Annotated in this window: 16 protein-coding genes; 15 read left to right on the plus strand and 1 reads right to left on the minus strand. The window is 44.6% G+C overall.

Features of this window, described 5'->3' with window-relative positions; genetic code table 11:
* The first annotated feature begins 104 nt into the window (after nucleotides 1-104).
* The 8 genes from ACQKMP_RS15495 to ACQKMP_RS15530 all read left to right on the plus strand — a co-directional run bounded on the left by ACQKMP_RS15495 (nucleotide 105) and on the right by ACQKMP_RS15530 (nucleotide 9,700).
* Complete coding sequence (locus ACQKMP_RS15495) at nucleotides 105-1,391, plus strand: adenylosuccinate synthase (protein ID WP_042193035.1); 1,287 nt, start codon at nucleotides 105-107, stop codon at nucleotides 1,389-1,391.
* A 162-nt stretch (nucleotides 1,392-1,553) separates the two neighbouring features.
* A complete protein-coding gene (locus ACQKMP_RS15500) occupies nucleotides 1,554-2,204 on the plus strand; it encodes a hypothetical protein (RefSeq protein WP_339244141.1) in 651 nt (216 codons plus the stop codon).
* Between the two features lie 309 nt (nucleotides 2,205-2,513).
* On the plus strand, nucleotides 2,514-4,058 hold the full coding sequence (locus tag ACQKMP_RS15505; protein WP_339244140.1) for a M23 family metallopeptidase: 1,545 nt from the start codon (nucleotides 2,514-2,516) through the stop codon (nucleotides 4,056-4,058).
* Nucleotides 4,059-4,247: 189 nt separating this feature from the next.
* Nucleotides 4,248-4,979 (plus strand): response regulator YycF, encoded by a 732-nt coding sequence (gene yycF, locus ACQKMP_RS15510; RefSeq protein WP_042193032.1) that lies wholly within the window; start codon nucleotides 4,248-4,250, stop codon nucleotides 4,977-4,979.
* On the plus strand, nucleotides 4,979-6,808 hold the full coding sequence (gene walK / locus ACQKMP_RS15515; protein ID WP_042193031.1) for a cell wall metabolism sensor histidine kinase WalK: 1,830 nt from the start codon (nucleotides 4,979-4,981) through the stop codon (nucleotides 6,806-6,808). The genes yycF and walK overlap by 1 nt, the downstream gene beginning before the upstream one ends.
* Nucleotides 6,805-8,097 carry a YycH family regulatory protein gene (locus ACQKMP_RS15520; RefSeq protein WP_427469798.1) on the plus strand — a complete coding sequence of 431 codons (1,293 nt, stop codon included), beginning with the start codon at nucleotides 6,805-6,807 and terminating at the stop codon, nucleotides 8,095-8,097. The genes walK and ACQKMP_RS15520 overlap by 4 nt, the downstream gene beginning before the upstream one ends.
* Before the next feature lie 38 nt (nucleotides 8,098-8,135).
* A complete protein-coding gene (gene yycI, locus ACQKMP_RS15525; protein ID WP_042193029.1) occupies nucleotides 8,136-8,876 on the plus strand; it encodes a two-component system regulatory protein YycI in 741 nt (246 codons plus the stop codon).
* Between the two features lie 14 nt (nucleotides 8,877-8,890).
* Nucleotides 8,891-9,700: an MBL fold metallo-hydrolase gene (locus tag ACQKMP_RS15530; protein WP_042193028.1), complete on the plus strand. Its 810-nt coding sequence runs from the start codon at nucleotides 8,891-8,893 to the stop codon at nucleotides 9,698-9,700.
* Here ACQKMP_RS15530 and ACQKMP_RS15535 read toward each other — a convergent pair.
* Entirely contained in the window at nucleotides 9,666-9,875 is a 210-nt protein-coding gene (locus ACQKMP_RS15535; protein WP_042193027.1) for a hypothetical protein, read from the minus strand. The two genes, ACQKMP_RS15530 and ACQKMP_RS15535, sit on opposite strands and share 35 nt — an antisense overlap.
* Before the next feature lie 374 nt (nucleotides 9,876-10,249).
* Between ACQKMP_RS15535 and ACQKMP_RS15540 the strand changes: the two genes are divergently transcribed.
* From ACQKMP_RS15540 to cydC, 7 genes are all read left to right on the plus strand, one after another.
* On the plus strand, nucleotides 10,250-11,494 hold the full coding sequence (locus tag ACQKMP_RS15540; protein WP_427469801.1) for a S1C family serine protease: 1,245 nt from the start codon (nucleotides 10,250-10,252) through the stop codon (nucleotides 11,492-11,494).
* A 419-nt stretch (nucleotides 11,495-11,913) separates the two neighbouring features.
* Nucleotides 11,914-12,114, plus strand: coding sequence for a cold-shock protein (locus ACQKMP_RS15545; RefSeq protein ID WP_019914582.1), 201 nt, complete (start codon nucleotides 11,914-11,916; stop codon nucleotides 12,112-12,114).
* Nucleotides 12,115-12,206: 92 nt separating this feature from the next.
* Complete coding sequence (locus ACQKMP_RS15550; protein WP_042131698.1) at nucleotides 12,207-12,437, plus strand: cold-shock protein; 231 nt, start codon at nucleotides 12,207-12,209, stop codon at nucleotides 12,435-12,437.
* Nucleotides 12,438-12,660: 223 nt separating this feature from the next.
* Nucleotides 12,661-14,055: a cytochrome ubiquinol oxidase subunit I gene (locus tag ACQKMP_RS15555; protein ID WP_339244133.1), complete on the plus strand. Its 1,395-nt coding sequence runs from the start codon at nucleotides 12,661-12,663 to the stop codon at nucleotides 14,053-14,055.
* On the plus strand, nucleotides 14,052-15,068 hold the full coding sequence (gene cydB / locus ACQKMP_RS15560) for a cytochrome d ubiquinol oxidase subunit II (RefSeq protein WP_076285053.1): 1,017 nt from the start codon (nucleotides 14,052-14,054) through the stop codon (nucleotides 15,066-15,068). The genes ACQKMP_RS15555 and cydB overlap by 4 nt, the downstream gene beginning before the upstream one ends.
* The gene (gene cydD, locus ACQKMP_RS15565; protein ID WP_339244132.1) at nucleotides 15,068-16,834 is read left to right on the plus strand and encodes a thiol reductant ABC exporter subunit CydD; all 1,767 of its coding nucleotides are present in this window, start codon (nucleotides 15,068-15,070) and stop codon (nucleotides 16,832-16,834) included. Before cydB ends, cydD begins: the two co-directional genes overlap by 1 nt.
* Nucleotides 16,831-18,582 carry a thiol reductant ABC exporter subunit CydC gene (gene cydC, locus ACQKMP_RS15570; protein ID WP_379424617.1) on the plus strand — a complete coding sequence of 584 codons (1,752 nt, stop codon included), beginning with the start codon at nucleotides 16,831-16,833 and terminating at the stop codon, nucleotides 18,580-18,582. The genes cydD and cydC overlap by 4 nt, the downstream gene beginning before the upstream one ends.

The following is an 18,582-nucleotide window of genomic DNA, read 5'->3' on the forward strand; positions in this document are numbered from 1 at the left end:
GTAAATCCGCTTGGAGTCCGGAGGGCTACGTACATAAGAATGACGTACAGGGCCCATATTTATGAAAAATAATGGTGCTTGCTAGCACCTACGGAGGAATGAACATGTCAACGGTAGTCGTCGTGGGAACACAATGGGGAGACGAAGGTAAAGGGAAAATCACTGACTTTCTAGCGGAAAGTGCAGATGTGGTTGCCCGTTATCAAGGGGGCAATAATGCCGGTCACACGATTCTGATTGACGGTGAGAAGTTTAAGCTCAGCTTAATCCCTTCTGGTGTATTTTATAAAGAAAAGACTTGTGTAATTGGTAACGGGATGGTTATTAATCCAGCTGCCTTGATCCAAGAAATTAATTATATTCACGAGAACGGCTTTGACACTAAAAACTTAGTGATCAGCGACCGGGCTCATGTTATTATGCCTTATCACATGGTACTGGATGCTCTGGAAGAAGACCGCAAGGGTCCGAACAAGATTGGTACAACACGCAAAGGCATTGGTCCATGTTACATGGATAAGGCTGCACGTAACGGTATCCGTATTGCTGACCTGATGGACGCTGAGGAATTCGAATTGAGACTTCGTCACTTGATGGAAGAGAAGAACCAAGTGATTACTCAAGTATATGGCGCGGAAGCTCTTGACGTTGAAGAGATTCTGACTCAGTACCTGGAATATGCGGAAGTGCTACGTAATTATGTGACAGATACGTCGGTCATTCTTAATGAAGCTATTGATGCAGACCGCAAAGTATTGTTTGAGGGCGCACAAGGGGTAATGCTTGATATCGATCAAGGTACGTATCCGTTTGTTACTTCTTCTAACCCTTCTGCAGGTGGCGTATGCATAGGTTCTGGTGTTGGACCTTCTAAGATTAAACAGGTTATCGGGGTTGCTAAAGCCTACACTACTCGTGTTGGAGATGGCCCGTTCCCTACAGAACTGAATGATGCAACTGGTGATTATATCCGTGAAACAGGTCATGAATATGGCACAGTTACAGGACGTGCTCGCCGTGTAGGTTGGTTTGACAGTGTTGTTGTAAGTCACGCTCGTCGTGTAAGTGGAATCACTGGCTTGTCTCTTAACTCGCTGGATGTGCTGAGTGGACTTGAGACTGTGAAGATCTGCACAGGCTACAAATACCGTGGTGAAGTAATCACGCATTACCCAGCTAGCCTTAAGATGCTTGCAGAGTGTGAAGCGGTATATGAGGAGCTTCCAGGTTGGAGCGAAGATATTACTTCTGCAAAAACATTGGACGATCTGCCAGCAAATACACGCAGATATGTTGAACGTGTATCTGAGCTTACAGGGATTCCGATCGCCATCTTCTCAGTAGGCCGTAACCGTGAGCAGACGAATCAAGTAATGCCAATTTATATCTAAATAAATTTAGTCATATATAAGGGACCTCGCGAGAGGTCTCTTTTTTATGTTTACTTTTATGCGTATGTTTCCCGAAGCCGGTTCTAGTCAATACTGGGAGTATAGAAAAACATGGAAAAAATATACCAGATAGACTTGAACATAGGTGAGAGGAGAGAAGAAATGAAGATCGTGAAGCGTGCACTGGGAGTATGTCTAATTGTAGTACTCGCAAGTACACTTTCTATTCTAACTACGGGCGTGGTTGTAAATGCTTATATTCAGTCGGTGCTGGCGAGCTTCGATATTAAAGTGGATAGTCCAGGCCCAGGTTTAGGTGGGATGGTCAAGAGCATTATTGGCATGGATAGCCAATCGGACTCCAATAAAGCGAATAAAGAAGCGACGACAACAGGCAGCGCGGTAAACAAGGATAAAGATAACAGTAAGGATACACCTGAAAAAGGGGAGCCGGTGGAGGAAAAAGCACCCGAGGATGCTTTACCGGTTATGGGCCAAGCCTCAAATGAGTCTTCTACTAACGAAAGCCAGAGTGGAATTTCAGAGGACCAGAAATTGGTAATGACACCTGAGGCAATAGGTGACTTAAAAGATAATCTCCCTTCGGCGGAGAAGGTAAATATATTCAATATCTTGATGTCCAAACTACCGCAGGATGAGATGCAGAAAATCTCCACGGCGATGGAGGATGGTCTAACGGAGGATGAGGTTAAGGAGCTGCAACAAGTCATTGCCAAATATGTTGATCGCGATGAATACGAGAGTATAATGAAAATGCTTACACCAACTACAGAAACTCTACAGCAGCCATAGTAATTGTCAATTTCTAGACACAAGAAAAAGGCTAAATTTTCATATTTGCGCAAAAAACCCGCGTATTTCGTGGGTTTTTTTATGTGTACAAAGTTGAAATTTTTCGCTCAGCTATGGTACATTAGACAAGGATGTTCAAAGGGTTAATTTTTTGTAACCAATTGTAACCTTTTTGAGGGTCCATTAGAAGCAGGAATTTAGAACTAGGATAAGCAGAAACATTCATGGTCGTAATCTATATAATCGAGATCGTACAACTAGCTTGGCCGTTCATATCAGATGACAGAGCGGACTGAAAGGGAGAGTTTCATGAAGGGATTTAAGTTCATGCGCCGGATGGGGAAACTGCGGAATAGTGACACAGCAGAATCCGGAGCAGATGTTCAGCAGAGCCACAATTTCGATCACGACTCCACACACTTTCATCAAGAAAAAGGGACTCGTAGATTCCGGCGTTCTTGGATTTTGGGAGCTGTTGGCCTAGTACTTCTAACCACTGTATTGATCGGTGCAGAGAAAAAGTATGTAGCAGCCAATACCGAAACCTACTATCAAGTGTTGGTGAAGGGTAAGGAGATCGGGAAGCTTAACGATCAGGCACAGCTTAATCAGCTGTATGATAAGAAGCAACAGGAATATCAGGACAAGTATCCAGATTCAACGATGGTGCTTCAGACAGAAGGCATTACAATTAAACAGGAGAAAGCGTACAAGCCGGAAGTTGATAGTGAAGCAACGCTTAATAAACTAGATGGAATGCTGAAGGCCTATGCCGTAGGTGTACAATTATTGGTAGATGGCAAGGTGGTTGGCATTGTTAAGGATCAAGAGACCGCAAATGCGGTGCTTGAAGGGGTAAAGAATCATTATGTTCCGCAAACTAAAGTAGCAACGGCTAGTAAGCTCACAAGAACAGCAGCCTCAAGTTCAAGTGCTGCGAAAGCAAAAGCTCCTAACCAAGTGGAGTCAGTCAAAATTAGTGAAGAAGTTGCTATTGTTCCAGTGAAGACAGATCCTAACAAAGTATTGGATGTCGAGGAAGCGGTCAAAACTCTTACCGAGGGTAAAGAAGCACCACTTCTTTATACCGTTCAAGAGGGCGATACGATTTCGGGGATTGCCAAACGGTTTGAAATTACGCAAAAAGAGATCTATAGTAACAACCCGGATGTGAAAGAGCTAACGTTGAAGATTGGAGATACACTGAAGCTGAAGGTACCACAGCCAGATGTTACAGTTGTTACTGTAGAGCAAGTGTCAGAGCAGGTGGTTACTGAGCCTGAAGTGATCGTGCGGAAAAGTGACCAGTTACCAGCAGGCAAAAGTAAGGTCGTTCGTCCAGGACAAACGGGCCTTAAAGAAATGCAGTATCGGTTAACAAAGAAAAACGGAATGGTCGTACAAGAAGAGTGGTTGGGTCAGACCGTTATTAAATCTTCTCTCCCTGAAGTGGTTTATCGGGGTACGAAGGTAGTTGGTGAAGGAACAGGCATGTTCAGTTGGCCAGTAAGCGGAGCAACCCTTACTAGTAGTTTCGGTGAGCGCTGGAGCCGTGCTCATAAGGGTCTAGATATGGTATCTGGCAACCGGAGCATTAAAGCCTCTGATGCCGGAACTGTAATCTTTGCTGGTGTGAAGAGTGGATATGGAAATGTGGTTATTGTGGATCACCGTAACGGATACGAAACCTATTATGGCCACTTAAACAGCATCTCCGTTTCTACGGGACAGCGTTTGGAGCAAGGCGCCAAAATTGGCGTAATGGGCAATACTGGACGCTCGACGGGAACACATCTGCATTTTGAGATTCGGAAGAATGGCACTGCGGTAAATCCAATGAAGTATTTGCGATAATTCATAGTTTAACCTCAACTGCTCGATTAAACTCGAGCGGTTTTATTTTTTTTAATATAGGAATGACGATATAGCTGTTTCTTTTTGCTGGGGAAGCCGATTCCTTATTTCGTAGGATGTGACGGTAAGACAGGTATGTTAAAATAAAGGAATGATCTTTAAGTAGGGATAGGAAGGTGAAGCTGAGACATGCAGATGGGAACGATTCTGGTAGTAGACGATGAACAGCCTATTGCTGATATATTGAAGTTTAATCTAGAAAAAGAAGGCTACGAGGTTATTTGTGCTTTTGATGGTAACAGTGCAGTAGAATTGGCATTGTCCAAAAAGCCTGATCTTATGCTGCTTGATCTTATGCTGCCTGGTAAGGACGGGATGGATGTTTGTCGTGAGGTTCGTTCTGCACATTTGGACATTCCTATCATTATGCTTACTGCCAAAGACGGAGAGATTGATAAGGTGCTTGGTCTAGAGCTTGGTGCGGATGACTATGTGACCAAACCTTTTAGTACACGTGAGCTACTCGCCAGAGTGAAGGCCCAAATGCGGAGACAGCACAAACCGTCACCGCCGGGAATGGCGAATGAACCTGCAGAGACCAGACAGGGTATATACCATTTTGATCTATTTATTGATACAGATATGTATCTGGTTTATAAGGGTGGGGAGCCGCTTGATTTGACCCATCGTGAATATGAGCTGCTCTACTATATGATTAAACATGCGGGTAAGGTGATGACCCGGGAGCATTTACTGCAGGCTGTGTGGGGATTCGAGTATTTCGGCGATGTGCGGACCGTAGACGTGACGATCCGTCGTCTAAGAGAGAAAATTGAGGAGAATCCCAGCAAGCCGGAATATATTTATACTCGGCGCGGACTTGGCTATTTGATGCATAGCCCTAAAAGCGGAGGACTGTGATGAAGTGGTGGTCCTTTTTCCGGACAATTCAGGCCAAGCTTATTATTATTTATGTGCTGCTGATTCTGATAGCTATGCAGTTAATTGGAGTCTATTTTGTCAGCTCGATGAAGAACTCGTTAACGGATAACTTCACGAAGGATCTTAAAGCACGTGCGGAGATGCTGTCCATCCTGACTGCTGATAAATTCGGTAGTGAGGCTGGTACCGTTGACGAGGAAACGGCTGTAGAAAGTCTGCGTGGTATGGTTAATAATCTTTACATTAACGGGGCCGAGATTCAGGTGCTTGATGCCAGCGGCAAAATCATCACCACCTCCGTGCCCTCACAGAATGACTATGTCGGACAGCGCAACACTCAGACCGTAGTCAATCGCGCCTTGCAGGGGATCAGTGATAATGAAGAATATATTATTGCTGATGATAATGTGCGGAAAAAGGTTGTGGCCAAGCCGGTACTTTCCGGTGACAAGGTAGTAGGTGCAATCTATATTGCTGCTGACATGAAAGATTTATATGCGACCATGGGCAGGATCAACAGTGTATTCATCTCTGGTTTGCTGTTAGCCTTGGGACTGACAGTTGTCCTATGTGTTATTCTTGCACACACCATTACGCAGCCGATTAAAGAAATGACTAGGCATGCAACAGCTGTTGCTGAAGGTCGGTTCAATCGAAAAATGCCCGTACTTGGCAACGATGAAATTGGACAACTCAGTCAGGCATTCAATTATATGACCGGCAGATTGCGTGAGGCGCTCTCTCAGAATGAGGAAGAGAAAGAGAAGCTTACCTCTATTCTGACGAATATGAGTGACGGTGTGGTAGCCACGGATGAGAATGGTGTAGTCATTCTTATGAACCTTCGAGCAGCACTTATGCTGGGAACAGAAGGTCCGTTGCCGGAAGGTGCCCCACTGGATAAATTGCTAGGTCTTGATTATGAGCAGAGTGGTTCCTTGGCTAAAGGAAATGCCCAGTCTGCAATGCTTCATCTGACACATATGGGTGGAGAAGATTCTAATATCGTGAGAGTTACGTTTACTCCGATTCATCGCCGTGAAGGCGGTATTGCCGGTACGATTGCTGTACTGCAGGATGTAACTGAGCAAGAGAACCTGGAGGAATCACGCCGAGAATTCGTCGCGAACGTTTCGCATGAGCTAAGAACACCACTTACAACAATTAAGAGCTATGTGGAGGCACTCGATGATGGAGCGCTTGAGGATCCGCAGTTAGCGGTTCGTTTTGTTGGGGTTATTCGTAACGAAACCGAGCGTATGATTCGTCTGGTTACAGATCTACTGCATCTGTCGCGTCTGGATTCCAAGGAGGCACTTCTCAGAATTCAGCAGACGGATATTACTGAAATGCTAGAGGATGTAGCAGACCGCTTTTCTTTTCAGATTCGGCAGAAGCGGATCGACATTAGTACAAGGGTCCGTAGGGATGTCAGCACAGCATGGCTCGATCGTGATCAAATCGATCAGGTCTTGGGGAATTTGGTCTCCAATGCATTAAAATATACGCCAGAAGGCGGTACGATTGAATTGGAAGCCTTGAAAAGTGAGGATGGAATGCTCTCCATTTCTGTACGTGATTCCGGGATTGGTATTCCGAAGAAAGACATCGAGCGGATCTTTGAACGTTTTTATCGGGTGGATAAGGCGCGTTCACGGAATATGGGAGGCACCGGACTTGGCCTTTCCATTGCCCGGGAAATTGTGAAAGCCCATGGAGGCTCTATTTCCCTGCAATCCGAGCTTAATGAAGGCTCTAAGGTAACCTTTACGCTACCTCTGAATGCGCAAAGGGGGAGTGAGGCATGAAGGAGAGATTGAAGTCATGGATTCTAGCCTTGCTCGTGCTGGGAAGTCTTGTTGAGAGTTACTATTTGATTTATCGCTTGCCTGGTGCAGACTCAGCGGTACTTTCCGAGAATCTATATGTGAAGACAGACAATATGGGACCGGAGGAAAAGGTTGAGAACCTGCTGTACCCTGATAAAATGATCATCCATATGGGCGATAACAAACATACGCTTTTTTATCCAGACTCAACGTTCTATAGCTTGATTATGAATAGGTTAAAAGGGCGTGGATTTGAAAGCTTCCAGCGGCACTCGGTACAGGATTATGATTGGGATAAGATTCGAAATGAGAATCCGGGGATTGAGCTTTCGTTCGGATCCGGCATTCCGGTAACTTTACTTCAGCGGGTTATGCAGCTGTCACCTGACTCCCTATTTGAAGGAGAAAGCATTGATCGCATTTGGATCTATAACATTAAGAATGACTCCAAAGCGCACGCCATTTTCTTCAGTACGAGAGGCGACATTATATATGAAGCGGCAAAAGCGGATTTAACTGTGCAAGACGTGCAGCAGCATGTGGATTTCGGCAAGAACTGGACGCCTTACAAGTCCGTAGATGGTGATTATTATGTGCCAGACAGCAAGATTTCTCTGGTTCAGGTTGAGATGCCTTCAGGTATGTATACCATAGAACAAATGCAGAACAATCTTTTCTTCGATGTTGGAAGCACTAGATATATTCGCGAGAAAAATGGCTCGGAGATTTATACGGACAGCAAACGGAGTCTTCAGGTCGATAAGGAACGCAATTGGATGAGCTATAGCGATCCTGCCGCACTTCCAGCCGGAGACAGTACACCTGCCAAGGATGCGCTTGAAGCTGTAGAATTTGTGAACCAACATGGTGGATGGAATGGAACCTATCGTCTTGAAGCCACCGAGGAGGGGAGACAGGAGAGAAAGGTCTCTTTTCAACAATATTATGGTTCCTATCCATATGGCTCCTATCCGATCATGAGTAACTCGCAGCTGCAGTATGGTGTAATTAATCTGGAATTGCAGCAAGGCACCGTATCCTCTTATGAACGCTCGTTAATCTATATTGATGAGAGTAAGGCAGAAAAGAAAATCGTAGAGCTATCTGGAGGCGTGGAGCTAGAGAATCAATTGTCTGCGGTTAGCAAAACTTCGGCAATGAAGGATTTAACGCCTGCGTATGTACCTGTAGTGAAAGAAGAGAAGCTGCAACTACTTCCAGTCTGGAAGGTTACGCTTATTGACGGCAGCGTTCTTACATTAAATTAATGTACAAGTTGTTCATATGACATTTAGGAGGTAAGGGTATGGATTGGGGAAGAGCCAAAAATGTACTAATTTGCGCCTTTTTAGGTCTAAATCTGCTGCTATGTTATCAGCTGTGGATTGATTTGCGCGATCAGGTTAGTGCCAATCTCGATTTCACTTCCCTGTCCGAAGAAACCCAGGCGGTCATGGAGCAGAAAGGGATTCGTGTGTTGTGTCCCATTCCGGCTTCTACCCCGCAGCTTCCTAATATAACTTATCGATATTCTGCTGAAGAGCAGAATGAACCACCCATTAAATTAGATGTTCCTATAGACAGCAAGCTGATCTATTCTTCCTTCACTGACCTTAGCAAGGCGCTTGAGAGTCAAATACCGGATATCGCAAATTATCGTTTTGATTCTCAAGAAAGTGAAGTTGGGAAGTTCGTGCTTCACCCGCTAGTTCAGAATCAGTGGTCGCTATTCCGAGTTAGGTTAGAGTTGATTAATAGTGATCAGAAGATTGTAGCTTTCCGCTCACCTAAGATTGAGATAGGGGCAAGCAGTAGCGATAAGGAACAGAAGGTACTGCCGGCATCGCAAGCGCTTAGCAGTTTGATTGAAAAATATTTTCCGGCAGACTCCGTAGTAAAGGAGATCGAGCTTGGTTATTATGGTGAGTTGTTCAACTCCGAAAGTCAGGTAGCGTCGCCAATGTGGCGGTTCATGCTGGAGAACGGCAATGCCTATTATGTGGATGCTATAAGTGCGGACATCATTAGTCCGAAGACAACAGATTAGAAGGAGTAAGGAAAATGGGGATTTCATTTACAGTACTGTCCAGTGGTTCTACCGGAAATGTAACGGTGGTTCGGAACGGGGAGACAACACTTATGATTGACGCGGGACTAAGTGCCAAGCGGATCGATGAGCTGTTGGCCATGCGCGAGCTAACGGGTAATGATATAGACGGGATTCTAGTCACACACGAGCATTCCGATCATATTAAAGGACTCGGGGCAATGGCCCGTAAATACGATCTTCCGATTTATGCGAACACCAATACCTGGGGAGCCATTGAAAAAGGCATTGGAAAAATACCCGACTATAACCGAATCATTATGGAGTCGGGACAGCATAGGGATTTTGGTAGTCTGCGTGTAGAATCGTTTGCAATTTCTCATGATGCGGCGGAGCCGGTGGGTTACAATTTTTATGATGGAAAAGAAAAACTGTGTGTAGCTACAGACCTGGGGTATGTTAGCGACAAGGTAAGAGATGCAATTTCAGAGGCCGACGTATTGGTGCTGGAGGCGAATCATGATATTGAAATGCTGAGGATGGGACGTTATCCGTGGAATACGAAACGACGCATACTTGGCGACATGGGTCACCTTTCTAATGAAGCAGCCGGAGCAGCACTAAGTGAAATTCTCACAGGACGGACTAAACGTACCTATTTAGCGCATTTAAGCCGGGATCATAATATGATGGATTTGGCTAAAATGTCGGTACGTTGCGCAATGGAGGATCGGGGCTGTTTCTTTAAAGATAGTGAGTTTAAGCTTTGCGATACGTATTATGACCAACCTACGCCATGGGATAAGTTGAGCCAGTTGTCATAAGCTGATCAAGCTCAGCAGTCTTTCGTTCTAATTCTTGGCGGGAGATCAGGCCTTTATCGATCATCAATTCGATCATAGCACTGAAGGCAAGGGTCATATGGTAGTGTTCATCCTTCAAATCGCCAAGCTTACCGATAAACTCCACCAGATCCATACTTGTGGAAAAAGAATTCATAATTATACCTCCTTATGTAGTAAAAACAGAACTGGAGTTGTAAAAAATTCGCAGGCTTTTTACCTCAGGAAAATCACGAATTGAGGGTTGCCTGTGATACAATTATAGACGTGATAAGCAAACTCTAAATTTATGGAACCTTTCTATTAGTGTAGTCTTTTAAGTTGCAAAATATTCCTAGTAGAGAAGATATATTGAAAGATTCTAAAATTCTTTCGATTAACTGAAACTATTGTGTGGTTAATGGATAAAGTGAAACTTTTTAGTGATTGTTGGAGTCTAAAGGATGCAGAGGTATATGCTTGGAACGTGATTGCTAGAGGTTCAGGTTTTAGATACTGTGAACGGTTGGCAATAGAAGGGGGAGATTTTCGGTGGGATTGTTTGATGACGATTTCTATTCAACTAAAGTATCACGGTCCAGAGGGGATGAAGCATCAAAGGGATCATTTGCTAACCGCAAGCATTCTGTGCGAAGATCGCGCAAGGGCTTATCCACTTGGCAAATATCCGCCGTCTGCTCCTTAATCAGTGCTGTGGTGGCAGTGTTTTTATTCAGTATGCTTACTGGACAAATGAGTCACGAAAGTGCCCCGAAGTCGGTAGTAACAACTGGGGAGGTTGCCCCAAGCAGAGATCCGTTTGACCGTATCATTCAAGCCGCTGCTACGGTTCGTCCTGCAGTAGTAAGTATTATCAATCATAAAGAAGATAATAAAGAATTGAACATTCTGGATGAGTCAGCATTAGGCTCTGGAGTGATTTATAAAAAGGTAGATAATAAAGCATTTATCATTACTAATAACCATGTCATCGAAGACTCTAGCAATCTTGAAGTCGTAACAGTAGATGGCGAGACACGTAAAGCTACACTCGTTGGAACGGATAAAGTGAGTGACATTGCGGTGCTTTCTATTGATGCCAAGGGTATCAATACAATCGCAGAGCTCGGGGATTCCTCGAAGCTTCGTTTAGGTGAAACGGTCATTGCCATCGGAAACCCGTTGGGACTTGGTGACACATTGACTTCAGGTATTGTCAGCTATACTGAACGGAAGGTTCCCGTATCCTTGAATCAGGACGGCGTATATGATTGGGAGCAAGAGGTCATTCAGACCGATGCAGCAATTAATGAAGGCAATAGCGGCGGGGCGCTTGTGGATTTGGATGGTAAAGTCATCGGTATTAACACGATGAAAATCTCCGATGCAGGTGTAGAAGGGCTGGGTTTTGCTATTCCAGCTAACCATGTGATAGATACCGCTAATGAACTGGCTGAGAAAGGGCGGATTGCCCGTTCCTACTTAGGCGTATATTCGGTAGATTTAAACAATCCTTACATTCCTCTCGCAGAGGACCAACGCAAGGAACTGAACCTACCGAACAATGTTAAGGATGGGGTTGTCGTTCTGGATGCTGTTGGACCTGCACAAGAAGCGGGAATACAGTTTAATGATGTAATTACGAAATTTAATGATGAACCTATTACATCCACGCTTTCCCTTCGCAAGTATTTATATAATCAGACGAAGATTGGTGAGGATCTGAAGATTACCTATTATCGAAATGGGAAAGTCAATCAGACCACAGTAAAACTTCTTGAAAAACCAGAGGAATAATATGCTGGAAGTCGGCATATAATGATATAGCAGTAATGACAAGTAGAGCGGACTACCCCTTCGGTTGAGAAGGTAGAGCTTCCTGAAATAGCGATACTCTGTATCGCTATCGGGGATCTATTTCTTCTAAAGTTTTGATAAATATGGCAATTATAAGCTGATTTAATCAATTTTGGGCTGACTGGCAACCCTTACATTGGAAGGTAATACTTATTAGGGTAGAAACGGATATATACGGATGCCAGCTTGCCTTTGCTAATCAGGTGTGGTAATATGATATCAATCATACATTTAGTCCCTAATTTTCGCATTGAAAAGGGCTGTTATATTCGGTAATACAACCTTTTTCAATGTGTGAATTTTTTCTTTGTTTGAAGATAAAAAGAACATATTAATTTAAATTTGTGGAGGTAACACACATGCAAACAGGTACAGTTAAATGGTTCAACGCAGAAAAAGGATTCGGATTTATCGAAGTTGAAGGCGGAAGCGACGTATTCGTTCACTTCAGCGCAATCACTGGCGACGGCTTCAAAACTTTGGACGAAGGCCAACGCGTTGAATTCAACGTTGTTCAAGGCAACCGTGGACCACAAGCCGAAAACGTTGTAAAACTGTAATAATAGAAGAAACCGTCCCAGCTTGTGAAAGTTGGGACGGTCTTTTTATATCTAGTTAGTCACTATTGACTTACAGGATGGGAGGAACGGCAATGAACTACCGGAAGAAACCTTTGGAAGAAATACCGGAAGAAAATACCGCGATTTGGGCGTGTACCAATGATGGATGCAACGGATGGATGAGGGATAATTTCGCATTTGAACATGCGCCTTCTTGCCGTCTATGTGACTCTCCAATGGTTCGCAGCACGAAGATGCTACCACAATTGCTTAATTCGAATGGCGATCTCAAATCGCTGAAGAAGGGTATTTCCATTACCTAACCAATGCCTTTATGAGTCAAGCTTGTTATAGAACAGTGAACAACTTCAAGACGGTCAAACCGTCTTATTTTTTTTGCTTTTTTTAAGGTAAATTGTGATTTTTGTCACAAATCATTTGAATTTCACCGTTAAAAGCACCCCTTTGTGTGACATTTATCACAAAAGCGCGTCTAAATTTTTGACACAATATAGTTAACGAAAAGGGGAGAAGGAAGGGAAAAATATGGATACAGTAATGCTGTCGCGTATACAATTTGCGTCGACGACAATATTCCACTATTTCTTTGTACCGGTATCAATCGGACTAGCGCTCTTGATTGCGATCATGGAGACCATGTACGTTAGAAAAGGCAATGAAGAGTACAAAAGAATGGCACAGTTCTGGGGAAAGCTGTTTCTCATCAACTTTGCAGTAGGGGTAGTTACAGGTATTTTGCAGGAATTTCAGTTCGGGATGAACTGGTCTGATTATTCACGTTTTGTGGGTGATGTCTTCGGGGCTCCGCTTGCAGTTGAAGCATTGGCAGCCTTTTTTCTGGAGTCTACTTTTATTGGGATCTGGATATTCGGCTGGGACAAAGTGTCCAAAAGAGTGCACTTGTTATCCATCTGGCTGGTAGCATTCGGTACGATGTTATCCGCTTTCTGGATTCTAGCAGCGAACTCCTTTATGCAGCATCCTGTGGGCTTTGCGATAAATAATGGACGGGCAGAAATGAATGATTTCTTCGCGCTCATTACGAACGGACAATTGCTGGTTGAATTCCCGCACACGGTTCTTGCTGCGTATGCAACAGGCGCCTTCCTCGTAACGGGTATTAGTGCGTATAAGATATTGAAGAAACAAGATGTATCTTTCTTTAAGAAATCTTTTCAAATTGCAGCAATCGTAGGTATCATTTCTTCTATTGGTGTAGCCGTGGCAGGCCATGCGCAAGCACAGTATTTGGTTGAGACTCAACCTATGAAGATGGCGGCTTCTGAAGGACTGTGGGGTAAGAGTGGTGACCCAGCACCTTGGACCGTATGGGCTAACATTGATCCTGACAAGCAGGAAAGTACTGGAGAATTTCAAATTCCGTATATGCTAAGCTTCCTTTCATACAGTAAATTTTCCGGTGAAGTTAAAGGTATGCTTGAGCTGCAAGCTGAGTATGAGCAAACTTATGGCCCCGGTGACTATATCCCGCCAGTACGTACGACATTCTGGAGTTTCCGGATCATGGTTCTAGCAGGAACGTTAATGATCGTAATGGGTATGTACGCAATGTATTTAATGTGGCGCAAAAAGATGGACCGTCCAAACACTTGGTTTATGCGGTTTATGTTATGGGGAATACTGCTTCCTCCAATCGCGAATACAGCAGGTTGGGTCATGACCGAATTCGGGCGTCAGCCATGGACGGTATTCGGATTGATGACAACGGAAGACAGTGTGTCGCCTAACATTACAAGTGGTCAGGTTCTATTCTCTGTTATTTCTTTTACAGCGATTTACGCCATTCTCGGATTAGTTCTAATTGGTTTGTTTATGAAAGTGATTAAAAAAGGTCCTTATGCGATGGATAACGATCACGGGGATTCGCATGATCCATATAACGAGGAGGGCGCCCAATGATGTCTCTTAATGAATTGTGGTTTGTGCTCATTGCAGTTCTGTTTATAGGGTTCTTCTTCCTGGAGGGTTTCGATTTCGGCGTAGGGATGGAAACACAAATTCTCGCTAAGAATGACACTGAGCGCCGGATTCTGATTAACTCGATCGGACCCTTCTGGGATGGAAACGAGGTATGGTTAATTACTGCTGCGGGTGCAATGTTTGCGGCTTTCCCTGAGTGGTATGCAACATTATTTAGTGGATTTTACATTCCCTTTGTCTTTGCTTTATTAGCTTTGATTGCACGTGGTGTTGCTTTTGAATTTAGAGGTAAACGGGATTCCGTAGCTTGGAAAAAAACTTGGGATGTGTGTATCTTTTTCGGCAGCTTCCTCCCACCGTTCCTCCTAGCTGTGGTGTTCGCCAGCTTCATCAAAGGTTTGCCGATTGATGGGGATATGCAAATGTACGCAAGTTTTACAGATATCGTAAATGTGTATACCGTAGTAGCTGGTGTGACTGTTGTCCTTCTTTGTTTGGTACATGGTCTCATGTTCACAACGTTGCGTACAGTGGGAGATCTACAGGCTCGCGCTCGAAAAATGGCGCAAAGATTGCTTTTGCCACTTGGGGCTTTATTGCTTGCTTTCGTGGTAATGACTTATTATATGACTGATATTTTCGAACAACGTGGTTTAGTTCTTATGATTATAGTAGCGCTGGGAATTATCGCGTTCATATTATCGGGTTATTTCATGACGAAGAAGAAGGATGGCTATGCTTTTGGAATGACAGGAGCGGTAATAGCATTGTCCGTAACTTCTATCTTTGTAGGATTGTTCCCACGTGTTATGATTAGTTCAATCGATCAAGCCTTTAATTTGACAATTACCAATGCGGCTTCGGGACATTACTCTTTAAAGGTAATGACGATTGTGGCACTGACCATCCTTCCATTCGTATTGGGATATCAAATTTGGAGTTACTTTGTCTTTCATAAACGCGTTCACGAGAAGGAGCATCTTGAATACTAATGGATAAAAATTTGCTTGGGTATAAAGGAGTTAAGCCGGTATTTCTGATTGTTGGCCTCCTTACCCTGGTGCAAAGCATGTCCATACTTCTGCTGGCCAAATGGCTGGCAGAAGTCATCTCTGCGCTATTTGCAGGAGAACCTCTGAAGGAACAATGGGCTACTTCGCTATTGTTCCTTCTTGCATTTCTAGTGCGCCATGCTTGCGCCATGCTGATGAGCCGTATCTCTTACCGCTTTGCGGAAGCAACGGGCAGCAACATGCGGAGGGAAATGATGGATAAGCTCTTCCAGCTTGGACCCAGAATGGTGGGCGGGCGTGGAACCGGGGATCTTGTCACACTTGTGCTGGAAGGCGTAACAAAGTTCCGCACATATTTAGAAGCGATTATCCCTAGAATGGTAGGGATGTCGATAACACCGATTTTGGTGCTTATTTATATCTACAAGATGGATACCGCGAGTGGGATAATTCTAACGATCACCATGCCGATTATTATTGTTTTTATGATCTTGATCGGGATGACGGCTCGCAAGCAGATGGACCGTCAGCTGAAATCTTATCGCACCTTATCTAATCATTTCGTAGACTCCCTCCGTGGGCTAGAAACGCTGAAATTTCTGGGCCGCAGTCGTAGTCATAGCACGAGTATTGCCACCGTCAGCGATCGGTATCGCTCGGCGACGATGCGTACACTGCGAGTAGCCTTTTTGTCTTCGTTCGCGCTGGACTTCTTTACGATGTTATCCGTTGCTTCCGTAGCGGTAAGTCTTGGCCTACGGCTGGTCAACGATCAGATGACCCTTGTTACGGGTTTAACCATTCTGATCTTGGCACCGGAATATTTTTTGCCTGTACGATTGGTAGGTTCGGATTTCCATGCTACTCTCGATGGTAAGGAAGCCGCTGAGGCAATGAAGAGCATTATAGATCAGGATGAAGTGAAAGCTGAAGTAGTAGGTTCTAATGGTGACCAAGCATTGAAATCAGCATCGAAAACACCAGAAGAGATATTCACTTGGCATAAAAATAGCGTACTTACATTAAATGATGTCAGTGTGAAATACGAGGAAGCTGGTCTTTCTTCGCTGGAAGCGGTGAACCTGCAATTTAAAGGAGCAAGCAAAATTGGGATTATCGGAGAGAGTGGGGCCGGTAAATCTACACTAGTCGATATCTTGGGTGGTTTCTTACACCCTACTTCAGGAAGTATCACAGTAAACGGTACAACGGTTAGCGCATTAACGGATGAGGCTTGGCGAAAGCAGACCTCGTATATCCCGCAGCGCCCTTATATTTTTAGTGGTACATTGGCTGATAATATTCGCTTCTATTACCCTGAGGCTTCTATGGAAGCTGTGGCTGCAGCTGTGAAAGCTACTGGATTATCAGAGCTGGCGGCAACCCTTCCGAATGGCTTGGATGAGATGATCGGCGGCGGAGGTCGTTCGTTCAGTGGCGGGCAGGAGCAGCGGGTTGCGCTGGCTCGAGCTTTACTCAGCAGTCGTCCGATTATGTTATTGGATGAGCCAACGGCACATCTGGATATTGAGACGGAATATGAGCTGAAGGAGACGATGGTGCCTCTTTTTGAAGGAAAGCTGGTCTTTCTGGCTACACATCGCCTGCACTGGATGCTTGATATGGACATTATTGTAGTAATGAAACAAGGAAAAGTGGCAGAAATCGGTACCCATCAGGAGTTGCTTGCCCGCAAGGGTGCGTATTATGAGTTGATCGGGTCGCAATTGGAGGGAATCCATTGAAACGTGAAGGATGGTTTGCTCCGTATGTATCGTCGTATTTTTGGCGTTTTGTGCTTATTATCGTGCTTGGGGCGTTGACGATTTTTACAGCCTCATCATTAATGTATACTTCAGGATTTCTGATCTCAAAAGCGTCTACACCCGTCGAAAATATTCTAATGATCTATGTACCAATTGTAGGTGTGCGTACGTTCGGAACGAGTCGGGCTGTCATTCATTATGTAGAACGTTTAGTTGGGCATGACACGATTTTGCGAATTCTATCTAAGATGCGTGTGCGTCTGTACAATATTTTGGAGCCACAGGCTTTGTTCCTGTCGTCACGCTTCCGCACTGGGGATATTCTCGGGATGCTTGCGGATGACATTGAATATTTGCAAAATGTATATCTGCGCACCGTATTTCCAAGCATCATTGCTTTGCTGATTTATGGAGCAGCTGTGATTGCACTGGGTACTTTTGATATCGCCTTTGCGCTATTGATGGCTCTGTATATATTGGTGTTAGTAGTGGTGTTGCCGTTCTTATCTCTATTGTTCACACAGAAGCGCCAACGTGAAGTGAAAGTAGAGCGTAATCGTCTCTATCAAAAGCTGACTGACGCCGTACTTGGTATGGGTGACTGGGTCATTAGTGGACGACAAAGCCAGTTCGTAGACACTTATGAAGCAGATGAGAGAAAAGTAGCCAAAACCGATGCAGCGCTGCGCAGCTGGGCACGTATTCGTACGTTCATTGGGCAAGCGGTAATTGGGATTGGCGTGCTTTCTATGCTGTATTGGGCCGCTGGAGAGTTTGCAGATGGTGCTATTGCAGGTACTTTGATCGCGGCTTTTGTATTGGTTGTTTTTCCTGTAGCAGATGCTTTTCTGCCAGTGTCCGAAGCGGTGGAGAAAATCCCGCAGTACCGTAACTCCTTGGAGCGATTGTCTGGTGTAAATGGAACTGAGCAGAACATCGTATCTGAAAAAGTATCAGTAGTCGATGCTCTACCTAAGGCCATAAAGAGTGCTCACATCAAGCTCGAAAATGTAGGTTACCACTATGGATCAGCGGATAACTGGTCGGTTCGCGATCTCAGCCTCGATATTCCACAAGGTAAAAAGATTGCGATCATCGGCCGAAGTGGTGCGGGTAAATCGACGTTATTAAAGGCTATTCAAGGTGTTATTGAACCTTCTGAGGGCTCGGTTACGATTAATGGAATCGCTGCAGATGCCTATGGCGAGCATATTCCTTCTATTATAGCGGTGCTTAATCAGAGTCCACATTTATTCGATACTACAGTAGCTAACAATATTCGTATGGGTGATCCGAAGGCTTCCGAACAAGCCATTAAAGAAGCTGGCGCCTTAGCCAAAATGGATACGTTGATCTCCTCGTTGCCAGATGGATATGATACCTTTGTTCGTGAAGCGGGGCAACGTTTCTCCGGTGGAGAGCGTCAGCGGATAGCGTTAGCTCGTATTTTGCTGCAAAATACCCCTGTTGTCATACTCGACGAACCGACTGTAGGGTTGGACCCGCGGACGGAACGTGATCTTTTGAAGACAATGTTTGAAGCCATGAAGGATAAGTCACTAATTTGGGTAACGCATCATTTGGTCGGTGCGGAGCAGATGGATGAAGTGATTTTTATGGAAAATGGCTCGGTAGAAATGCGTGGAACCCATGCGGAGCTGATGAAAAAAGAACCACGTTACCGCAGATTGTATGAGCTGGATCGCCCGGTGGAGTTTCTAGGGTAG

This window comes from Paenibacillus sp. NPDC101420, from assembly GCF_050277435.1.
In the GTDB taxonomy this organism is placed as follows: Bacteria; Bacillota; Bacilli; order Paenibacillales; family Paenibacillaceae; genus Paenibacillus_AQ.

Coding starts and splice junctions, on each gene's coding strand:
- ACQKMP_RS15495 (WP_042193035.1), top strand. CDS start 105: ATGTCAACGGTAGTCGTCGTGGGAACACAATGGGGAGACGAAGGTAAA.
- ACQKMP_RS15500 (WP_339244141.1), top strand. CDS start 1,554: ATGAAGATCGTGAAGCGTGCACTGGGAGTATGTCTAATTGTAGTACTC.
- ACQKMP_RS15505 (WP_339244140.1), top strand. CDS start 2,514: ATGAAGGGATTTAAGTTCATGCGCCGGATGGGGAAACTGCGGAATAGT.
- yycF (WP_042193032.1), top strand. CDS start 4,248: ATGCAGATGGGAACGATTCTGGTAGTAGACGATGAACAGCCTATTGCT.
- walK (WP_042193031.1), top strand. CDS start 4,979: ATGAAGTGGTGGTCCTTTTTCCGGACAATTCAGGCCAAGCTTATTATT.
- ACQKMP_RS15520 (WP_427469798.1), top strand. CDS start 6,805: ATGAAGGAGAGATTGAAGTCATGGATTCTAGCCTTGCTCGTGCTGGGA.
- yycI (WP_042193029.1), top strand. CDS start 8,136: ATGGATTGGGGAAGAGCCAAAAATGTACTAATTTGCGCCTTTTTAGGT.
- ACQKMP_RS15530 (WP_042193028.1), top strand. CDS start 8,891: ATGGGGATTTCATTTACAGTACTGTCCAGTGGTTCTACCGGAAATGTA.
- ACQKMP_RS15535 (WP_042193027.1), bottom strand. CDS start 9,875: ATGAATTCTTTTTCCACAAGTATGGATCTGGTGGAGTTTATCGGTAAG.
- ACQKMP_RS15545 (WP_019914582.1), top strand. CDS start 11,914: ATGCAAACAGGTACAGTTAAATGGTTCAACGCAGAAAAAGGATTCGGA.
- ACQKMP_RS15550 (WP_042131698.1), top strand. CDS start 12,207: ATGAACTACCGGAAGAAACCTTTGGAAGAAATACCGGAAGAAAATACC.
- ACQKMP_RS15555 (WP_339244133.1), top strand. CDS start 12,661: ATGGATACAGTAATGCTGTCGCGTATACAATTTGCGTCGACGACAATA.
- cydB (WP_076285053.1), top strand. CDS start 14,052: ATGATGTCTCTTAATGAATTGTGGTTTGTGCTCATTGCAGTTCTGTTT.
- cydD (WP_339244132.1), top strand. CDS start 15,068: ATGGATAAAAATTTGCTTGGGTATAAAGGAGTTAAGCCGGTATTTCTG.